Annotated in this window: 21 protein-coding genes and 1 tRNA gene; 10 read left to right on the top strand and 12 right to left on the bottom strand. The window is 34.0% G+C overall.

The features are described from left to right. Positions 1 to 46 precede the first annotated feature (46 nt). From argG to VB776_RS17760, 3 genes are all read right to left on the bottom strand, one after another. Entirely contained in the window at positions 47 to 1,243 is a 1,197-nt protein-coding gene (gene argG, locus VB776_RS17770; protein WP_323698219.1) for an argininosuccinate synthase, read from the bottom strand. A 136-nt stretch (positions 1,244 to 1,379) separates the two neighbouring features. Beyond that, positions 1,380 to 2,606, bottom strand: a complete 1,227-nt coding sequence (locus VB776_RS17765) for a hypothetical protein (protein ID WP_323698218.1) — start codon at positions 2,604 to 2,606, stop codon at positions 1,380 to 1,382. A 531-nt stretch (positions 2,607 to 3,137) separates the two neighbouring features. After that, complete coding sequence (locus VB776_RS17760) at positions 3,138 to 3,893, bottom strand: GNAT family N-acetyltransferase (RefSeq protein ID WP_323698217.1); 756 nt, start codon at positions 3,891 to 3,893, stop codon at positions 3,138 to 3,140. Positions 3,894 to 4,544: 651 nt separating this feature from the next. On the opposite strand from VB776_RS17760, the gene aat reads away from it, so the two are divergent. The 3 genes from aat to VB776_RS17745 all read left to right on the top strand — a co-directional run bounded on the left by aat (position 4,545) and on the right by VB776_RS17745 (position 7,546). Beyond that, the gene (gene aat / locus VB776_RS17755; protein ID WP_323698216.1) at positions 4,545 to 5,186 is read left to right on the top strand and encodes a leucyl/phenylalanyl-tRNA--protein transferase; all 642 of its coding nucleotides are present in this window, start codon (positions 4,545 to 4,547) and stop codon (positions 5,184 to 5,186) included. A 120-nt stretch (positions 5,187 to 5,306) separates the two neighbouring features. Further along, positions 5,307 to 6,341, top strand: a complete 1,035-nt coding sequence (gene proB, locus VB776_RS17750; RefSeq protein ID WP_323698215.1) for a glutamate 5-kinase — start codon at positions 5,307 to 5,309, stop codon at positions 6,339 to 6,341. Between the two features lie 773 nt (positions 6,342 to 7,114). Then, positions 7,115 to 7,546, top strand: coding sequence for a hypothetical protein (locus tag VB776_RS17745; protein ID WP_323698214.1), 432 nt, complete (start codon positions 7,115 to 7,117; stop codon positions 7,544 to 7,546). Between the two features lie 80 nt (positions 7,547 to 7,626). Here VB776_RS17745 and VB776_RS17740 read toward each other — a convergent pair whose 3' ends face one another. The 5 genes from VB776_RS17740 to VB776_RS17720 form a co-directional block, all read right to left on the bottom strand. Next, complete coding sequence (locus tag VB776_RS17740) at positions 7,627 to 8,145, bottom strand: shikimate kinase (RefSeq protein WP_323698213.1); 519 nt, start codon at positions 8,143 to 8,145, stop codon at positions 7,627 to 7,629. Between the two features lie 18 nt (positions 8,146 to 8,163). Then, positions 8,164 to 9,264 carry a BT_3928 family protein gene (locus VB776_RS17735; RefSeq protein ID WP_323698212.1) on the bottom strand — a complete coding sequence of 367 codons (1,101 nt, stop codon included), beginning with the start codon at positions 9,262 to 9,264 and terminating at the stop codon, positions 8,164 to 8,166. A gap of 94 nt (positions 9,265 to 9,358) precedes the next feature. Beyond that, positions 9,359 to 9,901: a DUF1599 domain-containing protein gene (locus VB776_RS17730; RefSeq protein ID WP_323698211.1), complete on the bottom strand. Its 543-nt coding sequence runs from the start codon at positions 9,899 to 9,901 to the stop codon at positions 9,359 to 9,361. A gap of 126 nt (positions 9,902 to 10,027) precedes the next feature. Continuing rightward, positions 10,028 to 10,405, bottom strand: a complete 378-nt coding sequence (locus VB776_RS17725; RefSeq protein ID WP_323254846.1) for a PH domain-containing protein — start codon at positions 10,403 to 10,405, stop codon at positions 10,028 to 10,030. A 176-nt stretch (positions 10,406 to 10,581) separates the two neighbouring features. Further along, a complete protein-coding gene (locus VB776_RS17720) occupies positions 10,582 to 11,187 on the bottom strand; it encodes a hypothetical protein (protein ID WP_323698210.1) in 606 nt (201 codons plus the stop codon). A 225-nt stretch (positions 11,188 to 11,412) separates the two neighbouring features. On the opposite strand from VB776_RS17720, the gene VB776_RS17715 reads away from it, so the two are divergent. Next, positions 11,413 to 12,156 carry an ABC transporter ATP-binding protein gene (locus VB776_RS17715; protein ID WP_323698209.1) on the top strand — a complete coding sequence of 248 codons (744 nt, stop codon included), beginning with the start codon at positions 11,413 to 11,415 and terminating at the stop codon, positions 12,154 to 12,156. A 245-nt stretch (positions 12,157 to 12,401) separates the two neighbouring features. Here the strand turns inward: VB776_RS17715 and VB776_RS17710 are convergent, their stop codons facing one another. Then, positions 12,402 to 13,514, bottom strand: a complete 1,113-nt coding sequence (locus VB776_RS17710; RefSeq protein WP_323698208.1) for a hypothetical protein — start codon at positions 13,512 to 13,514, stop codon at positions 12,402 to 12,404. Between the two features lie 138 nt (positions 13,515 to 13,652). On the opposite strand from VB776_RS17710, the gene VB776_RS17705 reads away from it, so the two are divergent. Next, the gene (locus VB776_RS17705) at positions 13,653 to 14,888 is read left to right on the top strand and encodes a M16 family metallopeptidase (RefSeq protein WP_323698207.1); all 1,236 of its coding nucleotides are present in this window, start codon (positions 13,653 to 13,655) and stop codon (positions 14,886 to 14,888) included. 125 nt (positions 14,889 to 15,013) lie between these two features. Then, positions 15,014 to 15,595, top strand: coding sequence for a peptidylprolyl isomerase (locus VB776_RS17700; protein WP_323698206.1), 582 nt, complete (start codon positions 15,014 to 15,016; stop codon positions 15,593 to 15,595). Positions 15,596 to 15,726: 131 nt separating this feature from the next. Here the strand turns inward: VB776_RS17700 and VB776_RS17695 are convergent, their stop codons facing one another. Beyond that, positions 15,727 to 16,263, bottom strand: a complete 537-nt coding sequence (locus tag VB776_RS17695; protein ID WP_323698205.1) for an NUDIX hydrolase — start codon at positions 16,261 to 16,263, stop codon at positions 15,727 to 15,729. A gap of 151 nt (positions 16,264 to 16,414) precedes the next feature. On the opposite strand from VB776_RS17695, the gene VB776_RS17690 reads away from it, so the two are divergent. Next, positions 16,415 to 17,290, top strand: a complete 876-nt coding sequence (locus VB776_RS17690) for a DUF2911 domain-containing protein (RefSeq protein WP_323698204.1) — start codon at positions 16,415 to 16,417, stop codon at positions 17,288 to 17,290. 469 nt (positions 17,291 to 17,759) lie between these two features. Then, positions 17,760 to 18,155: a hypothetical protein gene (locus VB776_RS17685; protein WP_323698203.1), complete on the top strand. Its 396-nt coding sequence runs from the start codon at positions 17,760 to 17,762 to the stop codon at positions 18,153 to 18,155. Between the two features lie 22 nt (positions 18,156 to 18,177). Here the strand turns inward: VB776_RS17685 and VB776_RS17680 are convergent, their stop codons facing one another. Together VB776_RS17680 and VB776_RS17675 are read right to left on the bottom strand one after the other, a co-directional pair. Next, entirely contained in the window at positions 18,178 to 19,722 is a 1,545-nt protein-coding gene (locus VB776_RS17680; RefSeq protein WP_323698202.1) for a bifunctional metallophosphatase/5'-nucleotidase, read from the bottom strand. Between the two features lie 280 nt (positions 19,723 to 20,002). Next, positions 20,003 to 21,721, bottom strand: coding sequence for a sodium:solute symporter (locus tag VB776_RS17675; RefSeq protein WP_323698201.1), 1,719 nt, complete (start codon positions 21,719 to 21,721; stop codon positions 20,003 to 20,005). A gap of 731 nt (positions 21,722 to 22,452) precedes the next feature. Between VB776_RS17675 and VB776_RS17670 the strand changes: the two genes are divergently transcribed. Both VB776_RS17670 and tig read left to right on the top strand, forming a co-directional pair. Beyond that, a tRNA-Leu gene (locus VB776_RS17670) sits at positions 22,453 to 22,534 on the top strand. Between the two features lie 151 nt (positions 22,535 to 22,685). Then, complete coding sequence (tig, locus tag VB776_RS17665) at positions 22,686 to 24,008, top strand: trigger factor (RefSeq protein WP_323698200.1); 1,323 nt, start codon at positions 22,686 to 22,688, stop codon at positions 24,006 to 24,008. The last annotated feature ends 41 nt before the right edge of the window (positions 24,009 to 24,049 follow it).

Below are 24,049 nucleotides of genomic sequence, written 5' to 3'. Positions count from 1 at the left end.
TTTCTGGAAAAAAGGCTCATAACTCATCACTCGAAATACACAACTCCTACAATCCAGCCTCAGTAACTTTTCTATGAATCATTGTTTGGTTAGAAACAATTTTAGAGAAGCCTCTTACGTCATCGCCTGTCCAAGTGTTGTTCATTTCGCCATAAGAACCAAAAATAGACGACATTAAATCAAATTTAGATTCAATACCCAATAATTGATAACGATATGGTGCTAAATGAATCTGTACTGTTCCAGAAACATTAGATTGAGTATCAGCCAAGAAAGTTTCAAAATTACGCATTACAGGCTCAAGAAATTGTCCTTCGTGAAGCATCGTTCCGTAAGTTTCTCCTAAAGTTTGTTTCCAATACAATTGTTGTTTTGTAAGGGTATGTTTTTCTAATAAATGGTGAGCTTTGATAATTAATAATGGAGCTGCCGCCTCAAAGCCAACTCTTCCTTTAATACCGATAATGGTATCACCAACATGAATATCACGACCCACACCATAAGGAGCAGCAATTTCAGTCAGCTTACGGATGGCTTGAACAGGTGTTAATGTTTCATCATTGATACCGACTAATTCACCTTTTTCAAAATGTAATTTCACAGTTTCTTCGCCAGTAGCAGTTACTTGAGTTGGCCAAGCAGACTCTGGTAAATAACCATAAGAAGTAAGCGTTTCACGTCCACCGACAGAAGTACCCCACAATCCTTTGTTGATAGAATATGCAGATTTTGTCCAGTCACGAACAACGCCTTTTTCTTTTAAGTATTCAATTTCAGCTTCACGAGATAATTTCATATCACGAATAGGAGTGATTACTTTACAGTCTGGCACCATGATTTGGAAAACCACATCAAAACGCACTTGGTCGTTTCCTGCACCAGTACTTCCGTGAGCAATCGCTTTTGCACCGATTTTATTGGCATATTCAGCCACAGCCGTTGCTTGGAAAACTCTTTCAGCCGATACAGAAAGTGGATAAGTATTGTTTTTCAATACGTTTCCATATACCATGTAGCGGATACAATCATTGTAATATTTTTCTACAACATCTAAAGTTACATGGCTTGCCACTCCAAGTCCATAAGCTTTAGTTTCAATGTCTTTTAGCTCCTCAGCACTAAATCCACCTGTATCAACAAGGGCAGAATGTACTTCATATCCACAATCGTCTGCTAAATATTTTACACAAAAAGAGGTATCAAGCCCTCCACTAAATGCTAGAATTACTTTTGGTTTACTCATTTTTTGCTCTAAGCAATACGCTTTAAGGCGATATGCTAAATTTTGATTTATTTAAAAGTCTATAAGATATCATTATCATTGGAGACAGAGACAACGACAAAAGAGGTTGAGTTAAAGAGAGACCTAAGGATTGAATTTATTTAAATACAGACTTTAATAAATGTCTATCTGACCAAAACTCTTTGCGTTCGCTCAAACTTTCATTCTCAAAGAGGAAACCTTTATACATATCCCATAATTTACCTCTATGTATTATGCCATTAAAATCTGGCAGGTAATCATCATCATAGAATGGAGTACCACTTTCAAAACCACTAAAATTATAAAAAGTAGCCTCATGGTAGTTGGTCGAATGAGTATTAAATGGTTTAAGTTCCAGAATAATATGACCAATTTTCTTAAAACAATCTTCAAATTCATTACTAAAAATGTTATTTGAATGAATCATTTTCCAATAATTTTGCTCATTTGAAATATAATATTTAAAATCCATAATGATTTCTTGAAACAATTCTTTATCAACTATATTATTGATTGCATTTTGTAAATATTCAAAAAATTTATTGTCAGGAAATTTTATTAATCGGCACAATATTTTTTTTACACCATCTTTAATTGCTGTTTCTTCATCATTGTAAATATGTTTTTTAAAATACTCATGGCAAGTAAAATCCCAATTATCATCAATCATTTCGTAGAAAAGTAAATTCCCCCAAAACTCTTTATTAAGCATATTTATATAAAATATATCGTCTTCTTTTTCAATTATTGATACTAATGGATATTCAAAAGCTCTAACAATCTCATTTGCTTGCTCAATTGTAGAATTATAGTCCCATAGATATAAATCTATGATAGACTTTTCATTAGAAATTTTAAAAACCTCCCGAAATTTATTTTTTATGCTTTTTTCAAGTCCTTCATGAGTAAAATTAAAAGAATCAAAATATTTTAAATTATCATAATATATAGATTTATATGTTAATTCATTTACTAATTTATTCGCTGAATCAAATTCATTCTGAAAACCATGAATATTGCCATATCCTCCATAAACTATATATCCATCTCCAACATGAGACCAGAGCGTTTTTCTAATAAGAAATTTTGGACGAATCTTAACTTCTTCAGATTGTTCAATATCTGAATCAAATTTAATTATTTTGATATGGTGGTTCTCTTCTTTCTTTATCTCTAAATCAAGGTCACTTAATTCCTCAATACATTCTGGTTGAAAGGTTGACGCTTTTCTTTCTTCATTTTGAATTAAGGATTGTATTTCTTTATCTTTTTCAATTTTCTCATATTCTACCAATTTAGAATGAGATAATTTTGTAAATATTGATTTTAGAAAATTCAGCATATTTTATTTGACTTAGTTGGTTTCACGAGTTATCCATCAATCACAAGCAAGATATGAGTTAGTAATCACTTAATTTCCTGTCTTATCTATTATTTTCTAAATCCCAAACTGGCACGAGAAAGAAAGCTTAGTCAATTTCCCACAATTTATAAGGAATAACAATTTTTAAAACTTTGATGTTACCATAATCTTTTTGGTTGTTTATGATAAATAAGAAATGGTTTTACCGTTCCATTCTCCACGCATTTTAGCAATATGACTATCCAAATCGCCACCTTGTTTTTTACTAAGCATTCCTCTGTATTTTTTTTTGAGAGTTTCGCTTTGGTTGGTAAAGTAGTTTGTTCTTCTACTTCATCAAAAGCATAAATTATAATTTCAATTTTTTTCCCAATGTAATTATTCTGAATTGTCAAATTATAACTGATTAAATGGAACTGCTGAAGTCTTTATCATATTGAGTATGATTTTAAAATTGTATATCTACTAATAAAGATAATAAAACTACTTCTAATGCAGGGCGAATAGCGGTTAATCTCTATTAGCAATCAACTTATTAGCTCTTCTCTCAGCCATTTTCAAAAACATTTTTTCTTTAATGTTTTTAAGGCGTTCTAATACTTTTACATCTTTCAAGAAATTCCATTTTTCATGAGTTTCCTCTTGAACATTTTCAATATTAGCTTCGTCTCCCTCTTTTTCTCTTTCAGCTTTTTTGCGTTCCCATTCTGGGTCGAAAATCATTCCTGTACACAAACAGTGCTTACGGTCGGTACGAGTAAGTACGTCGTAGTTTACGCACGACTGACAGCCTTTCCAGAAAGCATCGTTTACAGGTAATTCACTAAAAGTTGTGGGTTCGTATCCCAACTCAGAGTTGATTTTCATTACTGCCAACGACGTAGTAATACCAATGATTTTGGCATCAGGGTAACGAGTTCTTGATAATTCAAAAGCTCTGGCTTTTACGGCTTTCGCAATACCATATTTTCTCCATTCTGGTTTTACGATTAATCCAGAATTAGCTACAAATTTTCCGTGTTCCCAAGTTTCAACATAGCAAAAACCAATAAAATTGCCTTCTGAATCAGTAGCAATAATGGCTTTCCCTTCGTTGATTTTATCACGAAGATATTCTGGCGAACGCTTTGCAATACCCGTTCCACGAGCCTTTGCAGATTCTTCCATTTCATGGCAAATTGCTTCAGCAAGATGCAAGTGTTCAGTTGTAGCAACCTGAACTGTATAATTGTTGGTTAAAACCTCAGAAGCTGATAATTTTTCCACTTTAAGATTTAGCTTGGAAATTGTTTTTAGTTAGAAAAACAAGGTGATAATAAGCCCTGACTCAAGAATTGAAAGCCTAAGAATTATCGAAAAAAACAAAAAAAGATTGTTGAAAAGCTTTGCCACATGGGCAAATATAAATATGTTAGGGCATCAGACCCTACGGAAGAACGTACGCCTAAAAATAGGCATAGGAGAATAAGAATATGATATGAATTTTACTTCGTAAACCATTTTTGGTTGATGAATTATCCGAGTTGAAAGTGAGTGAAAACGAATAATCGTGCAAAGTTTACCAAAACAAAGTTTAAGATGCAATATATTTTTTCAATTTTATAAAAACTTAACAAAAAAAAACTAAAATATTGCCGTTTAAAGCTTTTTGAGAGGTTTTCTACGGATATTTTATTTGATGATATTTACCAGTATTTTATGTTGAGTTATGAGTGTAAATAATCAAACTGATTTGGATATTTAAGTTTAATTAATTAAAATTGGTTAACGATTATGATATTTTAGCTTAATTTCCCAAATCAATATCATAAAGTCAATTGTTGTATTTGTTTGAGTGCTTAATTACTCTTGTTTGTATTGGAATATTTTTCTGCAAAGAGTAATAGTTCAAAATCTTTAAATAGAAAAATAAGGAAAATGTCTATTTCCCCAAAAATAAATACCAGTAAATTAACAGCCGATGATTTGATTTATGGCTATATGAATGGAATTTTTCCGATGGCTGATACGGATGGTACTTTATATTGGTATTCTCCAGACCCTAGAGCAATCATTCCCATTGATACTTATAAACCACCAAAATCTTTAAAACCAGTATTGAATAAAAAGCAATTTGAAATTAGAATTAATACTGATTTTGAAGGAGTAATGCGTAATTGTGCTTTGCCAAGAAAAGGAGATGATGAAACTTGGATTTCTGAAGAAATCATTGAAGCTTATTGTGATTTAAACAAAATGGGCTTGGCATATTCTGTTGAGACGTATATCGAAAACCGTTTAATAGGAGGCTTGTATGGTGTTTCGATTGGTGGTGCTTTCTTCGGTGAATCAATGTTTTATAAAGAACCTGATGGGTCTAAAATTGCTTTTCATTATTTGATGGAAATTCTGAAAAGCCAGGGGTTTATGTTGTTGGATACTCAGTTTATCAACGATAATGTCAGACGTTTCGGCGCCATTGAAATTTCAAGAGCGGATTATGTGAAGTCATTGAAGAAAGCCTTGGAAATACGCTGTCATTTTGCCGAAGCTGATTTGAAACACTTATTTAAAGCCTAAACCTATAGATTAATTCGGTTACTCAATTGTTAAAGATTGAGAATGTTGTAATTTTGTCGCTGTATTACCTCAGTTTTGAAATTACTCATTTAGCATAAGCGAGTTCGCTTACATTTAAAAATGTCCAAACCAATTATTGTCATTAAATTCGGAACGGCTTCAATTACACATAAGTCTGGAGAATTGAACGAAGAAATTTTACAAGAAATCGCTCGCCAAGTTGCTGTTTTAAATAATGATTTTCAAGTTGTTATGGTTTCTTCTGGAGCTGTAGGAGCTGGTAAAAGTTTCATCAAAAATTATAAAGGAACCATTGCAGAACGCAAAGCCGCTGCTGCGATTGGCAATCCCTTGCTGTTAGCAAAATATACTCAGTACTTCTCTAAATACGGTATCACTGTAGCACAAAGCTTGTGCGAAAGACATCACTTTGCCAATAGAAATCAATTTTTACAGTTAAAAGAAACCTATCAAGAACTTTGGGATAATGGCATCATTCCCATTGCCAATGAAAACGACGTTGTAAGTAATTTAGAATTAAAGTTTTCGGATAATGACGAATTGGCTACTTTAATTGCCACAGGTTTTGGTGCTGACACTTTATTGTTATGTACTTCGGTAGGTGGTTTGTTGGATGCTGAGAAAAATATTATTCCATTTATTCCGAAAGTGGATGCTTCGGTTTTAGGTTTGGCAAATGACGATAAGTCTTCTTTAGGTTTGGGCGGAATGATTTCTAAACTTACTTATACTCGTTTGGCAACAAGAATGGGAACAAGAGTTGTTATTTTTGGCATGAAGCCAGAAGATGGTATGTTGAAAGCGATAGAAAATAAAAATGGAACAAGTTTTGCCGCTCAGAAAGTAGCTTTAAATGCTCGTCAAAAATGGTTAGCTTCTGGAAGTTTAATTGCTGGAAAAGTACAAGTAGATGCTGGTGCAGGTTTAGCACTTGAAAACCGAAAAAGTCTTTTAGCAGTAGGTATCAAAAAAGTAATTGGTGTTTTTGAAAAAGCAGAAGTATTTGAAATTTTAGATGAAAAGAAAAACGTCATTGCAATTGCTCGTGCCAGAGAATCTTCTGAAGTAATTATTGACAATCTAAAAACACAGAATTTTTTAGTTGCCAATGCCGATGATATTGTAATGCTGTAAATTCCTCAAAAAATATTGACTCAAAAAGAAAGCCACCCCGAATATCGGAGTGGCTTTGCTATGAAACCTCTTTAAACTTCTCAATTAAGATTATATAAAATGCCCATCTGAGCCTTTTGTCGAATTGAATATTTTCAAGATGCAACTTGATACTTTTGAATATTTTCCCTTTTTCCCCTCGGTCAAGCAATACTAAATGCCTTTCTCTTTTACTTAATCATCAGAAAGTCTTTTTACAATGATATTTGTCGTGCATCAGCAGAAACTTCTCTTTGTTATTTCTTAAAATTATCTCCCTTTCTTGACAAAATTTTGAGAATGAGACGAAAGGGTAAAAAAAAAAGACGAAAATCTTAATTGTTGGTTTTTACAACTAGATTTACTGATTCCTGCATTTTTTTTCTTTAAACCTTAAAATATTAAACCTTAGCTCTTTAGCTTAAAAAAACACAGTTTTTAAACCATATTATTGTTTTTTTACAAAAAACATCTTCTAATAATACCCTTTTTTAGAAAAAGACCTCTCTTTTTTTAAAAGTACTCTTCTGTTGAATCACTTTTGTGAAATTGTACTTTTTTGATTGATTTTTGTTTTAAACCTCTTTTTATGATAATCGTATTTTTTACTAAAATGTTGATTTTTGACTTTTTATTGGAGAAATAAGTCTTTGAAAAAAATAAGTATAAATACTTGTAAATGTTATACTAAATCGTAAAATTTAACCATTAATTAAGTAAAACGGTCAAAATTAACAGTGTAAATACTTACAGATATGATATTAGAAGAGCAAGTTCAACAGGTTACAGATAACCTATATATTACTAATAATGAAGTAGAAATCCTAGATTCTTTAGTTGATTCAAAAAACATGTTTTATGATTTTTCTAAGAATAAAGTCGTTTCGTTTATCAAAGAAATGGACTTCAACTTAATACTCTACAATTCAAGCGAACGTGATCGTGGTTTTACAATGTATGTTGTGAAAAACTTCTGTGAACACGAAGAAGAGTTGGTATTGTTACGTAATGTATTTAATAACATTATTAGTGCAGGAGTAAACCAATATATGATGAGAATCGCTAAGAGTAAAGTTGAGGATATTTTCTACATGGCTAATACTTTCAGAGCTTTGTTTAAAAAACCAAAGTCTGACGAAGATTACGATGTAAAACTTCCTTCTTTACCTTCGTCATTTACTTATTAGTTTAAGTTTAGTTTTAGGGGAACTGTTAATAAAAAAGCGATTGAGGGAATTCCTTCAATCGCTTTTTGTTTTTATTCACTTTACTTTTCTTCTATTTGATCTAAAATCCATAGAAGTTGATCTACATCTATGTTGCCATCAATTTGAATATCTGCTTGCTGATAAAATGGTAAACGATAAGCACAACGTTCTTGTAAATTTTTCAACAGTGCTTCTTCAGAAGTATTTCTATTAATTAATGGCCGATGATTAATATCAGACTTCTGAATTCTCTTTAATAAATCTTCAGGCTGAACGTTCAAGAAAATACTTGTGCCGTTTGCTTTGATGTAATTTATATTATCAAAAAAACAAGGAACGCCTCCGCCTGTGGCAATGACTAATTTTTGGTCAACAGGGATTTCTTTGAGTACTTTACTTTCTACTTGTCTGAAATAATCTTCGCCTTTATACTTAAATATTTCTTGGACGGTCATTAATTCTTGTTTTTCTATCAATTCGTCCATGTCGATAAACTTATAACCTATGCGTTTAGCGAGATGTCTGCCCAAAGTACTTTTTCCTGACGAGGGCATTCCTATTAGAAAAATGTTTTTCATGCTTGATTAGCCTTCTTTTTACTTTAAAGATTCTAAAATTTCGTTTTTATCTGGCGTGCTGCTATGCGCCCACTTGCCTTTTACAATACCATTATCTAATAACCAAATACTTGGATTGGCTCTGGCAATCGTTTTTAATACTTTGGTATCTGAACTATAACTTGGAATTGCCAATTGATATTCATGTCTGAAATTATTTACTTCTTCTTCGTTGGAAGCACTCAATAACCATACTTTTACTTCTGAACCTTCAAGGCTTTTAGCTAAAGTTCTGATTTCTTCAAGATGTGCAGTATTCGCTTTTTTAATGACTGGAATTACTATCATCAGTTTTTTGCCTACAAAACTTTCTGCTTTATAATCGGTAGAATCACCCTCTTTCCAAATGTTGTAATCAGTTATTTTAGCCTTTGCTTCATCCTGATTCAGCGTTATCATTTCTTTAAAATGATAAGTAGTATCGGTTGGCATTTGGTCTAATTCCAATGTTTCGCCTCCTTTTTCATAAATATATTTGAAACGTAATGGGGCAGAAGGCTTCATGTTTTTTGGAATATCTTCACCAACTGCATAAGGAAGCCCATCGTAAGGAGGTAAGTATTTTACTGCATAAACACCCAAAGCAATTGAGAAAACTACTGAAGCTCCCACAAATACGCCTGTCTTTTTATCCGCAAATACTTTACGTTGCCATAAAATGATTAAGATAAAAAAGAGTAAAACCATGTCTTTGATAAAAGATGTCCAAGGTTTTAACTTGATGGTTTCTCCAAAACATCCGCAATCAGTTACTTTGTTGTAGTAAGCCGAATAAAATGTTAGGAAACCAAAGAAAATTACGGTTGCCAATAGTATCCAAGATGCCGTTTTGAGTTTATATTGCACCAACAAACATACTCCAAGTACTAATTCTAAAGCACAAAGGAAAATAGAAACCAATAAAGCATAAGGAATCCAAAATTCCCAGAAACCTGCCATGAATGGGAAATCTGTGGCAAATACATCGAAGTATTCTTCTAATTTAATTTGTGTTCCAACGGGGTCATTCAACTTGATGAGTCCCGAAAAGATAAAGATTAAACCGACAAATAGCCTAGAGAAATGTGCAATTAACTTCATTGTATAGTTGTGATTTAGTGAGTTAGTGAATTGTGAATTGTTTTATCAATAAATGAATTTAATCACTCAATCACAATTCAGCATTCACAATTGTTTATGCTCCGAACTTCAAATGAATCATACAGAATATTGCATAATTCATCATGTCTTGATAATTTGCCTCAACGCCTTCCGACACTAAGGTAACGCCTTGATTATCTTCGATTTGTTTAGTTCTAAATATTTTCATCAAGATTAAATCCGTCATCGAACTTACTCGCATATCTCGCCAAGCTTCGCCATAATCATGGTTTTTATCTTTTTGTAAAGCCAAAGTTTTCTCTACTTGGGCATCATATAAATCACTGATTTCTGCTTCTGTAAATTCCATTTTGGTAGAAGTACCTAATTCTTGTTGAATCAAAGCAATGATACAGTAATTGATAATTCCGATGAATTCTCCTTCTATTCCATCTTCAATTTTCTGTATTCCTTTTTCCTGAATAGAACGTATTCTTTGTGCTTTGATAAATATTTGGTCGGTTAAACTTGGTAAACGTAAAATACGCCAAGATGTACCGTAATCTTTATTTTTCTTTTGAAATAAGGCTTTGCAAATCGAAATAATCTCTCTGTATTGCGTTTCAGTTTGGGTCATTGTATGGTTTAAATTTATGCTAATCTTACAAAATTATTGCTTTTCGATGGTATATGGTATTATTATAAAAATAATCCTGCAAAGTTATGCTCAACTTTGCAGGATTATTTCGGAGTCAATACCTCTTTACGCTAATACATAAGTACTTAGTGCTTTGTAAACGTCGTTTATATTTTCACCTTTTCTGAAATCTCTTTGGATAGGTTCTGGTGCGCCTTTTATCCAAATCAATATTTCAGCATCAAGGTCTAATAAACTCGCACTACGTTTGGTAAAATAGTTAATTGAATGATATGGAATGGTCATAAAGTCGATTTTTGAGCCTGTCAATCCTTGTTTATCCACCAAAATCAAGCGTTTGTTGGTAAACACAAACATATCTCTGATAAGCTTGAAGGACTTTACAATTACTTCTCCTTCTATTAAAATTGGTTCAAATTCATGTGCAATTTTATCAGCCGATACCTCTGATGAATTACCCATTATAGCATTTAGAATTCCCATGTTTAGGTTTATTTATTGGTTTAAAAGAAATCACACTCTAATTTAACGAAGATTGAAGACTAAATTGACATTTTATCCTGTAAAATATCAGAACGACAATCGCTTTACTAACCCTTATTCCTCATGATTTGGGGAATGTTCACCGACACAGTTCAGTGAACATTCCCTTTTCGAGCTTAATTTGAGGGCTTCACACGTTTAACGGACATACTTTCAAAGTTCTTTGAATGCTTCACAAGTTTATCTTCCATAGTTTCAAAATTCTTTGAGTGCTTCACAAGTTTATCTTCCATAGTTTCAAAATTCTTTGAGTGCTTCACAAGTTTATTTCCCATAGTTTCAAAACTCTTTGATAGCTTCACAAGTTTATCTCCAATAGTTTCAAAGTTCTTTGAGTGCTTCACAAGTTTAACTCCCATAGTTTCAAAGTTCTTTGAGTGCCTCACAAGTTTATTTCCCATAGTTTCAAAGTTCTTTGAGTGTTTCACAAGTTTATCTTCCATAGTTTCAAAATTAATTGCGGGCTTAACAAAGTTATTTGCCGTCTTTGCTCCATCATTAGATGGCTTCACAGAGATACTTCCAACTCTTGCTTCTTCATTAGTAGGCTTCACAGAGTTACTTCCCGTCTTTGCTTTATTATTAGTGGTCTTCACAAAAATATTTCCCGCTCTTGCTTCATTATTAGCTAGCTTCTCAGAATTACTTCCCGTATTTGCTCCATCATTAGCAGGCTTCACAGAATTACTTCCCACTCTTGCTTCATCATTAGCTGGCTTCACAAAGTTATTTCCCGTCTTTGCTTCTTTATTAGCGGCTTTGCAGGATGCTCTTTGTGCTTTGTAATCTTTGATTGATTCTCTTTGGGTGGTGTTGGTATGATATTAGAGGGGAATTTTACTTTATAAAGTGTTGTTGAGCTATTTGGACGGTGATTTGTTGAAGAGATACAGAAAATATATAGTGTATCGCAACGAATTTTGTAAATTCGGGAAAGATTTGAATCTATGATTGAGATAAAAGACATTAGAAAAGCCTTTAATGGGCGAGATATTCTACTCGGTATCAATGGCGAATTTAAGCCTGGCGATACTTCATTAATCATTGGTGGAAGTGGTACAGGTAAAAGTGTATTGCTAAAATGTATGATTGGGATTGTAAAACCTGAACATGGACAAGTGTTGTATGATGGACGTGATTTTCATAATTCTGATGAGGAAGTAAGAAAGACTATTCGTCGTGAGATGGGTGTTTTGTTCCAAGGTGGTGCTTTATTTGACTCTAAGACGGTGTTGGATAACGTGAAGTTTCCACTAGATATGCTTACCAACATGAGTGAGGAGGAAAAAATAGAAAGAGCTCAGTTTTGCCTGAAACGTGTAGAATTAGAGAATGCTGGTGCAAGGATGCCTTCGGAGGTTTCGGGAGGGATGAAAAAAAGAGTGGGTATTGCAAGAGCAATTGTGATGAATCCGAAATACTTATTCTGTGATGAACCTAACTCTGGACTAGACCCGCTGACTTCTGTTAAAATTGATGAATTGATTAAGGAAATTACGGATGAATTTAATATTACGACCATCGTAATTACCCATGATATGAACTCGGTTATCGGTATTGGTGAGAAGATTATGTTCCTTTACAAAGGGCTAAAGGTTTGGGAAGGCGACAATAAGAACATTCGTACTTCAGCTGTGCCAGAATTAAATGAGTTTATCTTTGCTAATAAACTTTTGCAGGAGATGCGTTAATATCTGAGACTTTAGGACTTGAAGACGTAAGACTAAAAGACACAAGAGACAAGATTTTTGAAATAAAAAATTCAAAAAGTTATTGGTAGCGGTAACCCTTGCGGTTACCGTTTTGATTTATTTTCCAAACAAAAACGGTAACCGTGAAGGTTACCGCTACAATTATCTTTGTATTAGATAGACCAAAAGTCTTGTGTCTTTCATCTAGCGTCTTTTAGTCTTCAAGTCCTAAAGTCTCAAAAAAATCAATTCAAAAGGGCTTTTGCTTCTGCTATTGTTGCTTTGTATTCTGCTAATTTGGATGCTTTTTTGGCATATTCTTTTACTTTACTGGGCTGTCCCGCACGTTTTGCGATGCGTGCCAAAGCTAAATAAGCCAATCCGTGATAATCTTTAGTGAAACGCTCGTCGTAAGGCATTTTTACTCCTTTTAGTAAATAGGCTTCCGCTAGTTTATCGTCCTTTTTATCTTTCTCGGCAATTAATCCTTTAAAAATTGTTCCCGCACACTGAAACATCACCCCTTTTTGTTTTAAAATTTTATTAGCAATGTCATCCGCATCATCATATTTACCTAAGGCAGTCAAGAAATCCATTCTTTGCATTTGAAAAAGTAAATTATCAGGATATTTTTCTGCAAGTATTGTATTGTATTGTAATGCTTTTGCAGGGTTTGCTTCATATTTCATATAGACATAGCCCGCATAAAAAGCCGCTTCTGTTTTTACAAAAATGGTTTTTCTGGTTGCTAAATCTAATTGTTGTAAACCTAGTTTTTTGTTGCCATCGGCAAACATCCAAATCACTGATTTAATCACTGGATGCGTTTCTGGATATTCTATTCTGTAATAATTATAAATACCCGACGAATACAAAAACTCTGGTTGTTTTTCTGTTAACGCTAAGCCTTTCTTTAAATGCGAATAGGCTTTTTTAGCAACACCAACGGCTTTCATAAATTCTTGGTTGTCGGCATCATAAGCGGCTAAATAACCTAAAGTAGCTAGTTCAAAGAAATTGGCTTCAATGTCTTCTTCGTTCTTATCTAACATCGCCTCCGCTAAAGCTCTACTTTGATTCAGATAAGCTAAGTATGTTTTTTGCTGACCGGGAAAATCTTTCAGCGGAAAATACTGTAATTCCGTTTGAATCGCCATTAAAGTATGAAACACAGGATGTTGTGGATGCCTAACTTTTATTTTACTAAAAATCTCTGCCGATTCTTTAAAATCATACGAATACATTTTATCCAAACCTTGAGAAATTAATTGGCGAGTGGTGGCATCATTTAATATTTGGGCTTTACTTTGAAGAAAAAAGCCCAATGTAAGCGTTATTAAAACAAATATTTTTTTCATATTGGAAGTTTAAATAAATAAAGCGAATTGAATTTTAAGCATTTCACACACAATAGAAGTCCTAAATACTTACTTTTGTCCTGATAATTTTTAATTTTTCGTTAATATAGACGATTATTTGTTACCTAACATTGATACATGATTTCATACGATTATTTTATACTAGACAACGGACTTAAAGTCTATGTTCACCAAGATTATTCCACCCCTATTGCTGCTGTCAATATTATATATAATGTTGGCTCTCGTGATGAAGAAGAACACAAAACAGGTTTTGCACATTTGTTTGAACATCTGATGTTTGGCGGTTCTAAAAACATTCCTTCTTACGATACTCCACTACAAAAAGTAGGTGGTGAAAACAATGCTTTTACTTCTCCAGACATTACCAACTACTATATTACACTTCCAGCGGTAAATATTGAAACGGCGTTTTGGTTAGAATCAGATAGAATGTTATCATTATCATTCGACCAAAAGGTTTTGGACGTACAACAAAAAGTTGTGATTGAAGAGTTCAAGCAAAGGTATTTAAATCAACCTTATGGTGATGTTTGGTTGAAACTTCGTCCGCTTGCCTACCAAGTTCATCCCTATAAATGGGCAACGATTGGGAAAGAAATTGCACATATCGAGAATGCAGTAATGGATGACGTTCGTAGCTTTTTCTATAAACACTATCTTCCAAACAATGCGATCTTAGTAGTAGCTGGGCCAATCAGTGTGGAAGAAGTAAAACAATTAGCCAAGAAATGGTTTGAACCTATTCCAGCAGGTAAGCTAAGTCCCAGAAATTTACCACAAGAACCGATTCAAACTGCTTCAAGATTTTTAGAAGTAGAAGCAAAAGTGCCTTTGGATGCACTCTATAAAGTATATCATACGCAAGGACGACATGATGTAGGCTTTAATGCGTTAGATTTAGCAAGCGATATTTTGGGAAGAAGTAAATCTTCAAGATTATACGAGAAATTGGTAAAAGAACAACCCATTTTTAATTCAATCAATGCTTATGTTACTTCTTCGTTAGATCCCGGTTTGATGATTGTTCAAGGAAATCTGAACAAAGGAATCAGTATTGAAGAAGGCGATGCGGCGATACAAGAAGTATTAAATGATTTCTTAAAAAATCCAGTTTCAGAAGAAGAATTGACAAAAGTAAAAAATCAGGCAGAATCTACTTTAGTATTTTCAGAAGTTGAATTATTGAACCGTGCGATGAATTTGGCTTTTGCCGCCAACGCTGGCGATGTTGAATATGCGAATTTGGAGTCTGGTAAAATCCAAGCCGTAACAGTTGATGATATTAGTGAACAAGCCAACGGTATTTTAACCAAAGAAAACTGTTCGACAATGTATTATCGTGCTAACTAATGCGATTTTGGATGTGTGATTTTGGATTTCGGTTGCTAGCTTTATGACACTAACTTAGCAAATTATTTTCTCAAAAGCCGAAAACCATTACACAGATAGTAAAAAACAAATACACAAATAGCCTGATGAAAAAAATCATAATCTTCTTTTTTTGTATTTCATTCATTTCATGTAAAAAGGACTTGCGTTTATTTGACCAAGACCCAAAAACGTTTTTGACACAATACGGCAAAGAAAACCCTGAGACGAAAGTAAAAGTACATACCGTTGGCGGAGATTTTGTTATCAAGCTTCATACTGAAACACCTTTACATCGTGCTAATTTTATCAGAAATGTAAAAGCGGGCTATTATGTGAGTAGAATGTTTTATCGTAATATTTACCGCATGGGCATACAAGGCGGCGGTGAATATATGGATCAATTAGATTATTTAGTTCCTCCAGAATATCGTCCAGAATTTACGCATAAACGTGGGGCTGTTGCAATGGCTCGTTATGATGAAGGGAATCCAGATAGAGCTTCTTCACCAACAGAATTTTATATCATCACCAACGAAGCCGAAGCTCGCCAACTAAATGGACTGTATGTTGTTTTTGGAGAAGTAATTGAAGGCATGGAAGTTGTTGACGCCATTCAAGCAGGTAAAGAATATAACGAACGCCCAGCCATTCCTGTATTTTTTAGAATTGATGTGTTGGAGGAATAGGTATAGGATTTCGGATGTCAGCTTTTGGATTTCGGATGTCAGCTTTTGGATTTCGGATATTTTTAAATTTGGATAATAAATGTTCAATATCCCAAATCTGATGACCGATAGCCGACGACCGAAATCCAAAATCAAAAAATACTTTTCTCCACCATTCTCATAATAGAATCACTATCATTTAATTCTGCTACTTCTGAAAGGGGAATCCATTTTAAATCAGTAGATTCTGAAGAAACAATCAATGCTTCGTTCATATCAGCTTCCAACAAAAACCTAACATCAAAGTGCAAATGCACTGGAATTCCTTTTCTTTCTGGAATTAAATGAATATCAATGTCAAAAATATCAGGACTTAATACTTTTATATTTTTCAAGCCTGTTTCTTCTTTTGCTTCTTTCAAGGCAACATTTAATACATCTGAGTCGCCATCACAATGTCCCCCTGTCTGAAACCATTGATTCAACTTTTTATGATGTGTCAATAAAGTATATTGACGAGATTTATCCAATATCCAAGCCGAACCCGTAACATGTCCAACCAATAAAGAACGCTCAAAACAAGTAGAATTTGCTTTTACGAAAGAGATAATTTCTTCCTGAAATTTAGAATCCGTTGCGTTATAAGGCTGATACTTTTCCAGTAATTGAAGTAATTGATTTCTGTGCATAGCGTTGATAGATTATGGTAATGTTTCAGAGTTCAAAGGTCTAAAAAATATCTTTTAAAAAAAGCCATTGAGCGAAAAATTAAATACAAGGATTTTTACTTCCTTACTTTTATGTCAAAATCTCAATTCACAATATTTTAAACACTCAACAATGAAAAAATTATTTTTAGGCATCTGCCTTGCTCTTTCAATTTCAGCTACGGCACAAGTTCGCTTACCACAACCAAGTCCTGCGGCATCGGTTGCACAAACTGTTGGCACAACCGACATCAGCATTAAGTATTCTCGTCCAAGTATAAAAGGTCGTGAAATTTTTGGTGGCGTTGTAGCCTTCGATAAAGTGTGGCGTACAGGTGCAAACGCTGCTACACAAATTACTTTATCAAATGAAATTAGTTTAGGCGGACAAAAAGTAGCGGCAGGAACATATTCAGTTTTCTCGATTCCAACTAAAGGCGACTGGACTTTGATTTTGAACAAAGATATTACTGCAACGGAACAAAGTTATTCACCAGAAAAAGACGCTTTATGTACTTCAGTGAAAGCAGTTTCAAATGCTAAAACAGAATCTTTCACAATTGATTTCAGTGATGTTACTGATAGCACAGCCAATTTGAATATCTATTGGGCAGATAAAAAAGCAATTGCTCCTATCGCTATCGAAACTTCAAAAATGACTGAAAGTGCTATCAATAAAGCAATTGCTGACAATTCAAATGTTATGCGTACAGCGGCTGAATTCTTTTTAGGAAAAGGAAAATTAAACCAAGCGTTGACTGCCGTAAATTCATCTATCGCTGGCGGAGAAACTTTCCGTAACCTTTGGGTAAAAGCACAAATTTTAGCGAAGACAAGTAATTATGCAGAAGCTTTTCCATTAGCACAAAAAGCTTTGGCTTTGGGAAGTACAGATACTTCTGGTTCATTTTCTTTCTTTAAAGATGTAATTGAAAAAGGCATTGCAGATTACAGAGCAAAATTACCAGTAGCGGCTCCAGTAACTTCAAAGAAGAAAAAAGCGTTGTAGTTTTCAGTATCACGACTTTCCAAGTCGTACATCAGATAGACAGCTTTCCATGAAGAAAATCAATAGCAATTATCTCCTTGCGGTTTTCTTCGGTTTTTGAATCTAAAATGTATCAAAAAGATAGGTTCGAGATACTTCAAGTATCTCAAACCTATCTTTTTCACGTAAAATACCGCAAAAAAGTATCTCTATCCTATCTAAATCACGCAATTTCCCGCAAAAAAGACTCGTCAGACATTCTCAAAGTATCAACAACCTATCTCCGAGATAGGAAAAGCTATCTTTTTCAGTGGTACGGCTTTCCAAGCCGTAAAAACGAAGGAGTATTAAAGTCAGAGATTTTACAAAGTGTTTCTTAATAATTCAATCATACAGTTTGTTCTACTTGATAGGTTTTGGCTTTTCACTCACGATTGCTAAATTGTAAGAGTTAAACCTCAACACTATGCCAAAGTACCTCTTTTACAAGATGATAGGTATCATCACCTTATATTTTTCATTTTATATATCATTTTACTCAGGTTTAGGAGAACTAACGGAGTTAGATGTTTTAGAGTTCATCAAAAAAGATTGTAATCAAATTAAAGATGCAAGACATTACGATTTTCAAACAATCACCTTTTTTACATTTTTAATTACGCTATACTTGATTAGAATAATCATTGTCATTTCTATATTTTTAAGGTTAAATCACTCTATTAAAATAGCCTTTATCTTGATTACTATACTTAATTTTATGGCTAACAATCTATTATGGTCTTTAAGAATGGATATCTTTCGTGCTCTAGGAAAAATTTATCTTCCATTTATTTTATTAATTTTCGTATGGATAGTTTTATCATTTAAGTTTACAAAAGATGAATAAACTCACGGCTTGGAAAGCCGTGTTACTTTTTCAAGTAGGCAATCAATACTTTTCTAATATCGTTACGAATATCGTTTGTGTCTTTATCATCTGGTTCAATAATGCCTTTTACTCCTGGGTTTTGAGCTGTCAGGTAGCCAAAATTAGTTTCTTTTCCTTCAATCAAAAACTTCGGCATCATTACTTGATATTCTTTATTTACGTCCAAAGCTTTGCCATCAATTAACCATTGTTTCGTTCCAGCATCTTGACTGATTTTATCCCATTGCAAATAACCGCCATTACCTTTGTTCTGTAAACCTGTCTCTAGAATTTTAGCCAATAAACTTCCTTGTAGTTTTACTTCTACAATTTTACCACCAAAAGGCAACACACGCATAATATCCAATTGCGTAATTGCACCTACTAATTGGTCATCAATTCTTACAGAACCACTATTAAAAATCGAGCAATCAACGGGTTGAGTAGCGGCGGCAGTCATTGCTTTAGCAATTAAATCGCCCAAGTTTGTATGGCTATTTCGCATGGTACTTTCTCTGCCATCCAAAGGCGTATTTACCGTAGTTACCACATCATTTTTATTCAAACCAGCTTTAATCATTGCCGCATCCAGAATATCCTCCCATTTTTTCACCACTACAGCTACTTCGGCATCATCTTTAATTTGTTCATTGATGGCACGTAATTCACTCTTCATCGTCAGAGCTTTCGTTTTTGTATCAAAAGCCAAACGGTGAATATAAGCCGTTTTTGCATTAGCATCGGCTTTGGCAATCACTACGTTTCCTTCTTTGAAAAGCATATTGTCGTGGTCGTGTCCGCCCATTAAAAGCTTTACTTCTGGCAACATTTTCGCCAATTTAGCATCATCTACTTTGTTGAGATGCGTAATAGCAACTACAAAATCGCACTGAGGTTTTAGGCTTTCATAAGCCTTTTTTGAAGCTTCAAAGAAATCATCATAATGCACAAAGTCTTTTTGGTTAGACGGTACAACTACCGAAAACATTCCCATTTTTACTTCTTTGCCCGCTGTATTTTTAAAAGTAAGAATCGTTGTTTTTAGAAAAGGAATACTTTTTCCATCAACGTTTTTGGCAAAAGGCGAAAGCGTTCCTTTGTTGTTTTGTAAAGCATTGCTTGCTAACCATTGGAATTTAGATTCATCAATTCTTCTTTGTAAATCGGCTTCATCAATATCAAATTCATGATTACCCAAACCTACCCAATCAAAACCCACGGCATTCATCGCTTCCACCATTTGGCGACCTTTGATACTTTTACCTTCATATTTGAAGGTCGCAATCAAAGAAGGATTCAGAAAGTCTCCAGAAAGTAGCGTAAGAGTATTAGGGTTTTCCTGCAATAATTCCTTTCTGACCGTAGCCACACGAGCCATACCACCTACTTTTCCACCTTCCAAAGGTGAAATTTCATAGACATCATTCAAATGCAAAAAAGTAATATTGACAACATTCTCAGAAGATTGTTGAGAAGTACTTTGAGAGGTTTTGCAGGAAGTAAAAATACTGGTAGCAAGTACGAGTAGGAGTAATATTTTTTTCATGGTTTGATAGATTATGGAAATGAAATCAAATATTTACACAAGATAGTAAACATTATAAAAACGAGCGTTTGAAATTCATTGCAGCTTAAGCAATAGCCTCAAAATATATAGTAGCAACTAATCAAAAAATGTAGCGGTAACGCTTGCCGTTACCGTTTGCAAGAAGTAATGAAACAATAAACGGTAACCGTAAAGGTTACCGCTACTGTAAATTTTTCTTTTAGATAGAATGAGCTATTTGATTATATTAAACGAAATGAAATTTTATAATCACAATTCACTAATTCACAACTCTTCGATTAAACAAACTAATCACCCAAGCAAACGCAATTACCAGCACACAGCCAATTACATTTAGCCAAAGAAAAGCCGTTAAATCTATCCACCAAGCGTAAATTACAAATACTTCTGCCAACAATGCCGCCCAGAAAACAGCGTCGCCTTTGATAGATTTAAAGTAAAAGGCCACTAAAAAAACGCCCAAAATAGTGCCATAAAACCATGAACCTAAAATGTTTACGGCTTCAATCAAACTACCAATGTTTGCTGTGAATTGTGCCACGATAATACAAACAATTCCCCAGCCCAAAGTCACTAATTTTGAAGCGTTTACATAGTGTTTTTCGGTGTCTTCTTTGTGAATCATTCTTTGATAAATGTCCACAATCGTACAAGAAGTGAGCGAACTAAATGCCGAAGCCATCGCACCCATCGAAGCCAATAATATCACAGCAATTAACAAACCGACCATACCTTGTGGCAAATACTTGGTTACGAATGATAGAAAAATATAATTGGTATCGTTGGTATTGGCATCTGGATTTGTTTTCAGCATCAAATCCTTCACTTCACTTCTTAATTCATTCGCTTTTTTATCGGCAGCTAAAGCTTTTGCTTTCAAAACTTCAAGCTTTTGAGCATTGAGTGCTTTTGTCTTTGAAGTACTGGCATTTTCATCTGTTTTAAGAACGGCATAAAGTTCTTCTACGGCTTTTTTCTTTTCTGTAAAAACCTCAGTATTTTTCTTGACTAATGCCTTATAAGCTGTCGTTTGTTCTACTTTTCCCAATTCAGTTTTATTGAAAAAAAGTGGTGCTTCATGGAATTGATAAAACACGAAAACTAAAGAACCCACGAGTAAAATCAAAAATTGCATCGGAATTTTAAAGATGCCATTCATCAATAAGCCCAAACGGCTTTCTCCAACAGATTCGCCTGATAAGTACCGACTTACTTGCGATTGGTCAGTGCCGAAGTAGGATAATTGTAAGAAAAAACCGCCAATCAAACCCGACCAAACGTTATAGCGATTGTTTAAATCAAATTTCCAATCTATCACATTAAGTTTGTCCATTTTGCCCGCTACTTTCAAAGTATCCACAAAACCCATTTCAGTCGGTAATAGATGAACGACCATATAACCAGCCAAAAACATTCCAATCATCACCACCAACATTTGTTGCATTTGTGTATAGGAAATCGTTTTTGAACCGCCGTACATACAATAAATGGTTACAACGATTCCCGTAGCGATGTTGGTCCAATATAAATTCCAGCCTAAAATAGTTGAAAGAATAATTGAAGGAGCCGCAATGGTTACACCAGTAGATAAAGCTCGTGGAATCAAGAAAAGGAAAGAAGCCATTACTCTGGTTTTTAGGTCGAAACGACCTTCCAGAAATTCATAAGCCGTAAAGACTTTTAACTTTTTGAAAATGGGAATAAAAGTGATAGAAAGTACAATCATCGCCAAAGGCAAACCGAAGTAAAATTGTACAAAACGCATTCCGTCGATGTAAGCTTGTCCAGGAGCAGATAAAAAAGTAATGGCACTTGCCTGCGTTGCCATCACCGAAAGAGTGACATGGTACCATGGCATTTGGCGACTGGCTAATAAATATTCTTCAATATTTTTTTCTTGAAATCGACCTTTCCAGAGTCCAAAACCAACAATTGTTCCTAAGGTTAAAATCAGTACTAGCCAATCAATATTTCCCATGTTAAATTTTAAATATAAGCTTTTGAAAGAGGATAAAAAAAGTGATGAATTATGAGTTATGAATTTTGAGAATTTTGTCCTCTCTGTTTAAAATACTGGTTTATGGAGATGCCATTCGTACACCATCACCGTTTTTATATCAATTCATATCATGCTTTGATAATTCCGTTCTATCTAAAACGGCAAATTAAGTCCACAATTTCTACTTAGTTGAAGTATTCGCTAAAGAGATAAAATAGGATAATCATCAGCACCAAATTACCGACAACTATCCAGTATAGTTGTTTCCATGATTTGATGAAAGGCGGCAAAGATGTGTCTTTTTCTTCCATGATTCTTATAATTGAGTTCGTTTTGGTTTCCTAGTACTAATGTTAAAGCCTGTTCAAAGGTCTTAATAGTTTCATTTGAAGCTTGAGGATTAAATTTAAGGACAAACAAAGGATATTGCAATTGAAGATGAAAAGAATCATCAAAAAGACAGATTAAAAGTCTATCATTCATTCTTTCATTTTCCTCTATTAAAGTAATACATTAAGTATCGTAAGAATTATCCTAAAAATAATTCTTACATAATTAGCAGTAGCTTTTTTTATTAAATCACTAATAATCAACAGATTAATTTATTGTATTTTTTATTCAGGAAAATATTTCAGTTTTTTTCTAATATTTCTCCCAAAAAGCTTGCAAATAAAAAATCGGCTTCCTAATTTTGCACCTCCAAAACGCAAGCGGGCGTGGTGGAATTGGTAGACATACCAGACTTAGGATCTGGCGCCGTGAGGCATGGGGGTTCGAGTCCCTCCGCCCGTACTCATTCAAAGCCCTCTCAACCGATACGGTTTTGAGGGCTTTTTTGATTTCTGATTGTTGATTTCGGAATGCGGATTTACGAAAATCAGACAACTGAAATTTATTAACATTAAAATCAGAAATCCGCATTCCAAAATCCGAATTCATAAAGATGAACATTTCTCTCGAAAAAAGTACCCCAGTTAACGCCCGTTTGGTCGTATCTATTTCTGAGGCTGATTATAAGCCACAAGTCGATAAAAACCTTAAAGACTACCGTAAGCGTGCCAACATCAAAGGATTCCGTCCAGGAATGGTACCTATGCAAATGGTACAAAAAATGTTTGGTAAATCTATTTTAATCGACGAAATCAATTCTGTTTTAGGTAAAGCTGTTCCTAACTATATCAAAGAAAACAATTTGAGTTTAGTTGGTGACCCAATGCCATTGAATGAATTTGAAAATCCAATTGATTGGGATACTCAAACTGAATTTAGTTTTTCTTACGATTTAGGTTTAGCTGGAGAATTCACAGTTGATTTCGAGAAAATTCCAACAATCAGTACTTATGAAATCGAAGCAACTGAAAAGGAAGTAGAAGAAACTATCGAGAATTTGAAACAAAATTCTGGAGAGCAAATCCACCCAGATTCAGTTGAAGATGGTGATATGCTTTTTGGTGTTTTCACACAAGGAGAATGGACTGAAAAATCTGCAATTCCTTTCAAAGCAATCAAAGACGAAGCAAAAGCTACTTTTATCGGTGCTACCAAAGGCGATACAATTACATTTGACCTTCAAGCTACTTTCGTTGATGAAAAATCAATTGAATTGGCTACAGGTAATAAAACTGGTTTAACTGGTGAAGTTACTTTCACGATTGAAGATATTACTCGTAACGCTCCTGCTGAATTGAATCAAGCATTTTTTGATAAAGTTTTAGGCGAAGGTAAAGTAAGTTCTGAAGAAGAATTCCGTAAAGAAATTTTGGAAATCATCAAATCAAACTACAAGCGTGAGGCTGAATATTTATTAAGAATTGATGCTGAGAAAGCTTTATTAGAAAATATTGCGATCGAATTGCCAGAAGAATTCTTACATAAATGGTTAATCCAAGTAAATGAAGGAAAATTCACACCAGAGCAAATTGATGCTGATTTTGAAAACGTTAAGAAAGACATTCGTCTAAACTTAATCAAAAACGAAGTTGCTACTCAAAACGAAATCAAAGTTGAATATCCAGAAGTTCTTGAAAGAACGAAAGAAATGATTCGTGGTCAATTCGGAATGTATGCACCTGCTGATAACAGCATGGACGAAATGATTGAGCGTATCGCTAACGGTTATTTAACTGATAAAAATAAGCAAGATAACTTCATGAAAATGTTCAATGAAGTATATGCAGCTAAAGTTTCTGATGTAATTGTTTCTAAAGTGAAAACTGAAAGCAAAAACATCACTGTAGATGAGTTCAAACAAGTAGTTGGAGCTTAGTGAATGATGAGTTAAGAATTGTGAGTGATGAGTCTTGAACC

Origin of the sequence: Arcicella gelida (genome assembly GCF_034931025.1) — a bacterium.
GTDB lineage: Bacteria > Bacteroidota > Bacteroidia > Cytophagales > Spirosomataceae > Arcicella > Arcicella gelida.
This window is presented reverse-complemented; position numbering and strand designations above follow the sequence as displayed.

Bases quoted from the DNA above. Each gene is read 5' to 3' on its own strand.
- VB776_RS17735 (WP_323698212.1), bottom strand. From the start codon at position 9,264: ATGAAGTTAATTGCACATTTCTCTAGGCTATTTGTCGGTTTAATCTTT.
- argG (WP_323698219.1), bottom strand. From the start codon at position 1,243: ATGAGTAAACCAAAAGTAATTCTAGCATTTAGTGGAGGGCTTGATACC.
- VB776_RS17675 (WP_323698201.1), bottom strand. From the start codon at position 21,721: ATGGGAAATATTGATTGGCTAGTACTGATTTTAACCTTAGGAACAATT.
- VB776_RS17725 (WP_323254846.1), bottom strand. From the start codon at position 10,405: ATGGGAATTCTAAATGCTATAATGGGTAATTCATCAGAGGTATCGGCT.
- VB776_RS17685 (WP_323698203.1), top strand. From the start codon at position 17,760: ATGATAGGTATCATCACCTTATATTTTTCATTTTATATATCATTTTAC.
- VB776_RS17710 (WP_323698208.1), bottom strand. From the start codon at position 13,514: ATGAAAAAAATATTTGTTTTAATAACGCTTACATTGGGCTTTTTTCTT.
- VB776_RS17690 (WP_323698204.1), top strand. From the start codon at position 16,415: ATGAAAAAATTATTTTTAGGCATCTGCCTTGCTCTTTCAATTTCAGCT.
- aat (WP_323698216.1), top strand. From the start codon at position 4,545: ATGTCTATTTCCCCAAAAATAAATACCAGTAAATTAACAGCCGATGAT.
- VB776_RS17695 (WP_323698205.1), bottom strand. From the start codon at position 16,263: ATGCACAGAAATCAATTACTTCAATTACTGGAAAAGTATCAGCCTTAT.
- VB776_RS17730 (WP_323698211.1), bottom strand. From the start codon at position 9,901: ATGACCCAAACTGAAACGCAATACAGAGAGATTATTTCGATTTGCAAA.
- VB776_RS17680 (WP_323698202.1), bottom strand. From the start codon at position 19,722: ATGAAAAAAATATTACTCCTACTCGTACTTGCTACCAGTATTTTTACT.
- VB776_RS17740 (WP_323698213.1), bottom strand. From the start codon at position 8,145: ATGAAAAACATTTTTCTAATAGGAATGCCCTCGTCAGGAAAAAGTACT.
- VB776_RS17700 (WP_323698206.1), top strand. From the start codon at position 15,014: ATGAAAAAAATCATAATCTTCTTTTTTTGTATTTCATTCATTTCATGT.
- tig (WP_323698200.1), top strand. From the start codon at position 22,686: ATGAACATTTCTCTCGAAAAAAGTACCCCAGTTAACGCCCGTTTGGTC.
- VB776_RS17745 (WP_323698214.1), top strand. From the start codon at position 7,115: ATGATATTAGAAGAGCAAGTTCAACAGGTTACAGATAACCTATATATT.
- VB776_RS17765 (WP_323698218.1), bottom strand. From the start codon at position 2,606: ATGCTGAATTTTCTAAAATCAATATTTACAAAATTATCTCATTCTAAA.
- proB (WP_323698215.1), top strand. From the start codon at position 5,307: ATGTCCAAACCAATTATTGTCATTAAATTCGGAACGGCTTCAATTACA.
- VB776_RS17715 (WP_323698209.1), top strand. From the start codon at position 11,413: ATGATTGAGATAAAAGACATTAGAAAAGCCTTTAATGGGCGAGATATT.
- VB776_RS17705 (WP_323698207.1), top strand. From the start codon at position 13,653: ATGATTTCATACGATTATTTTATACTAGACAACGGACTTAAAGTCTAT.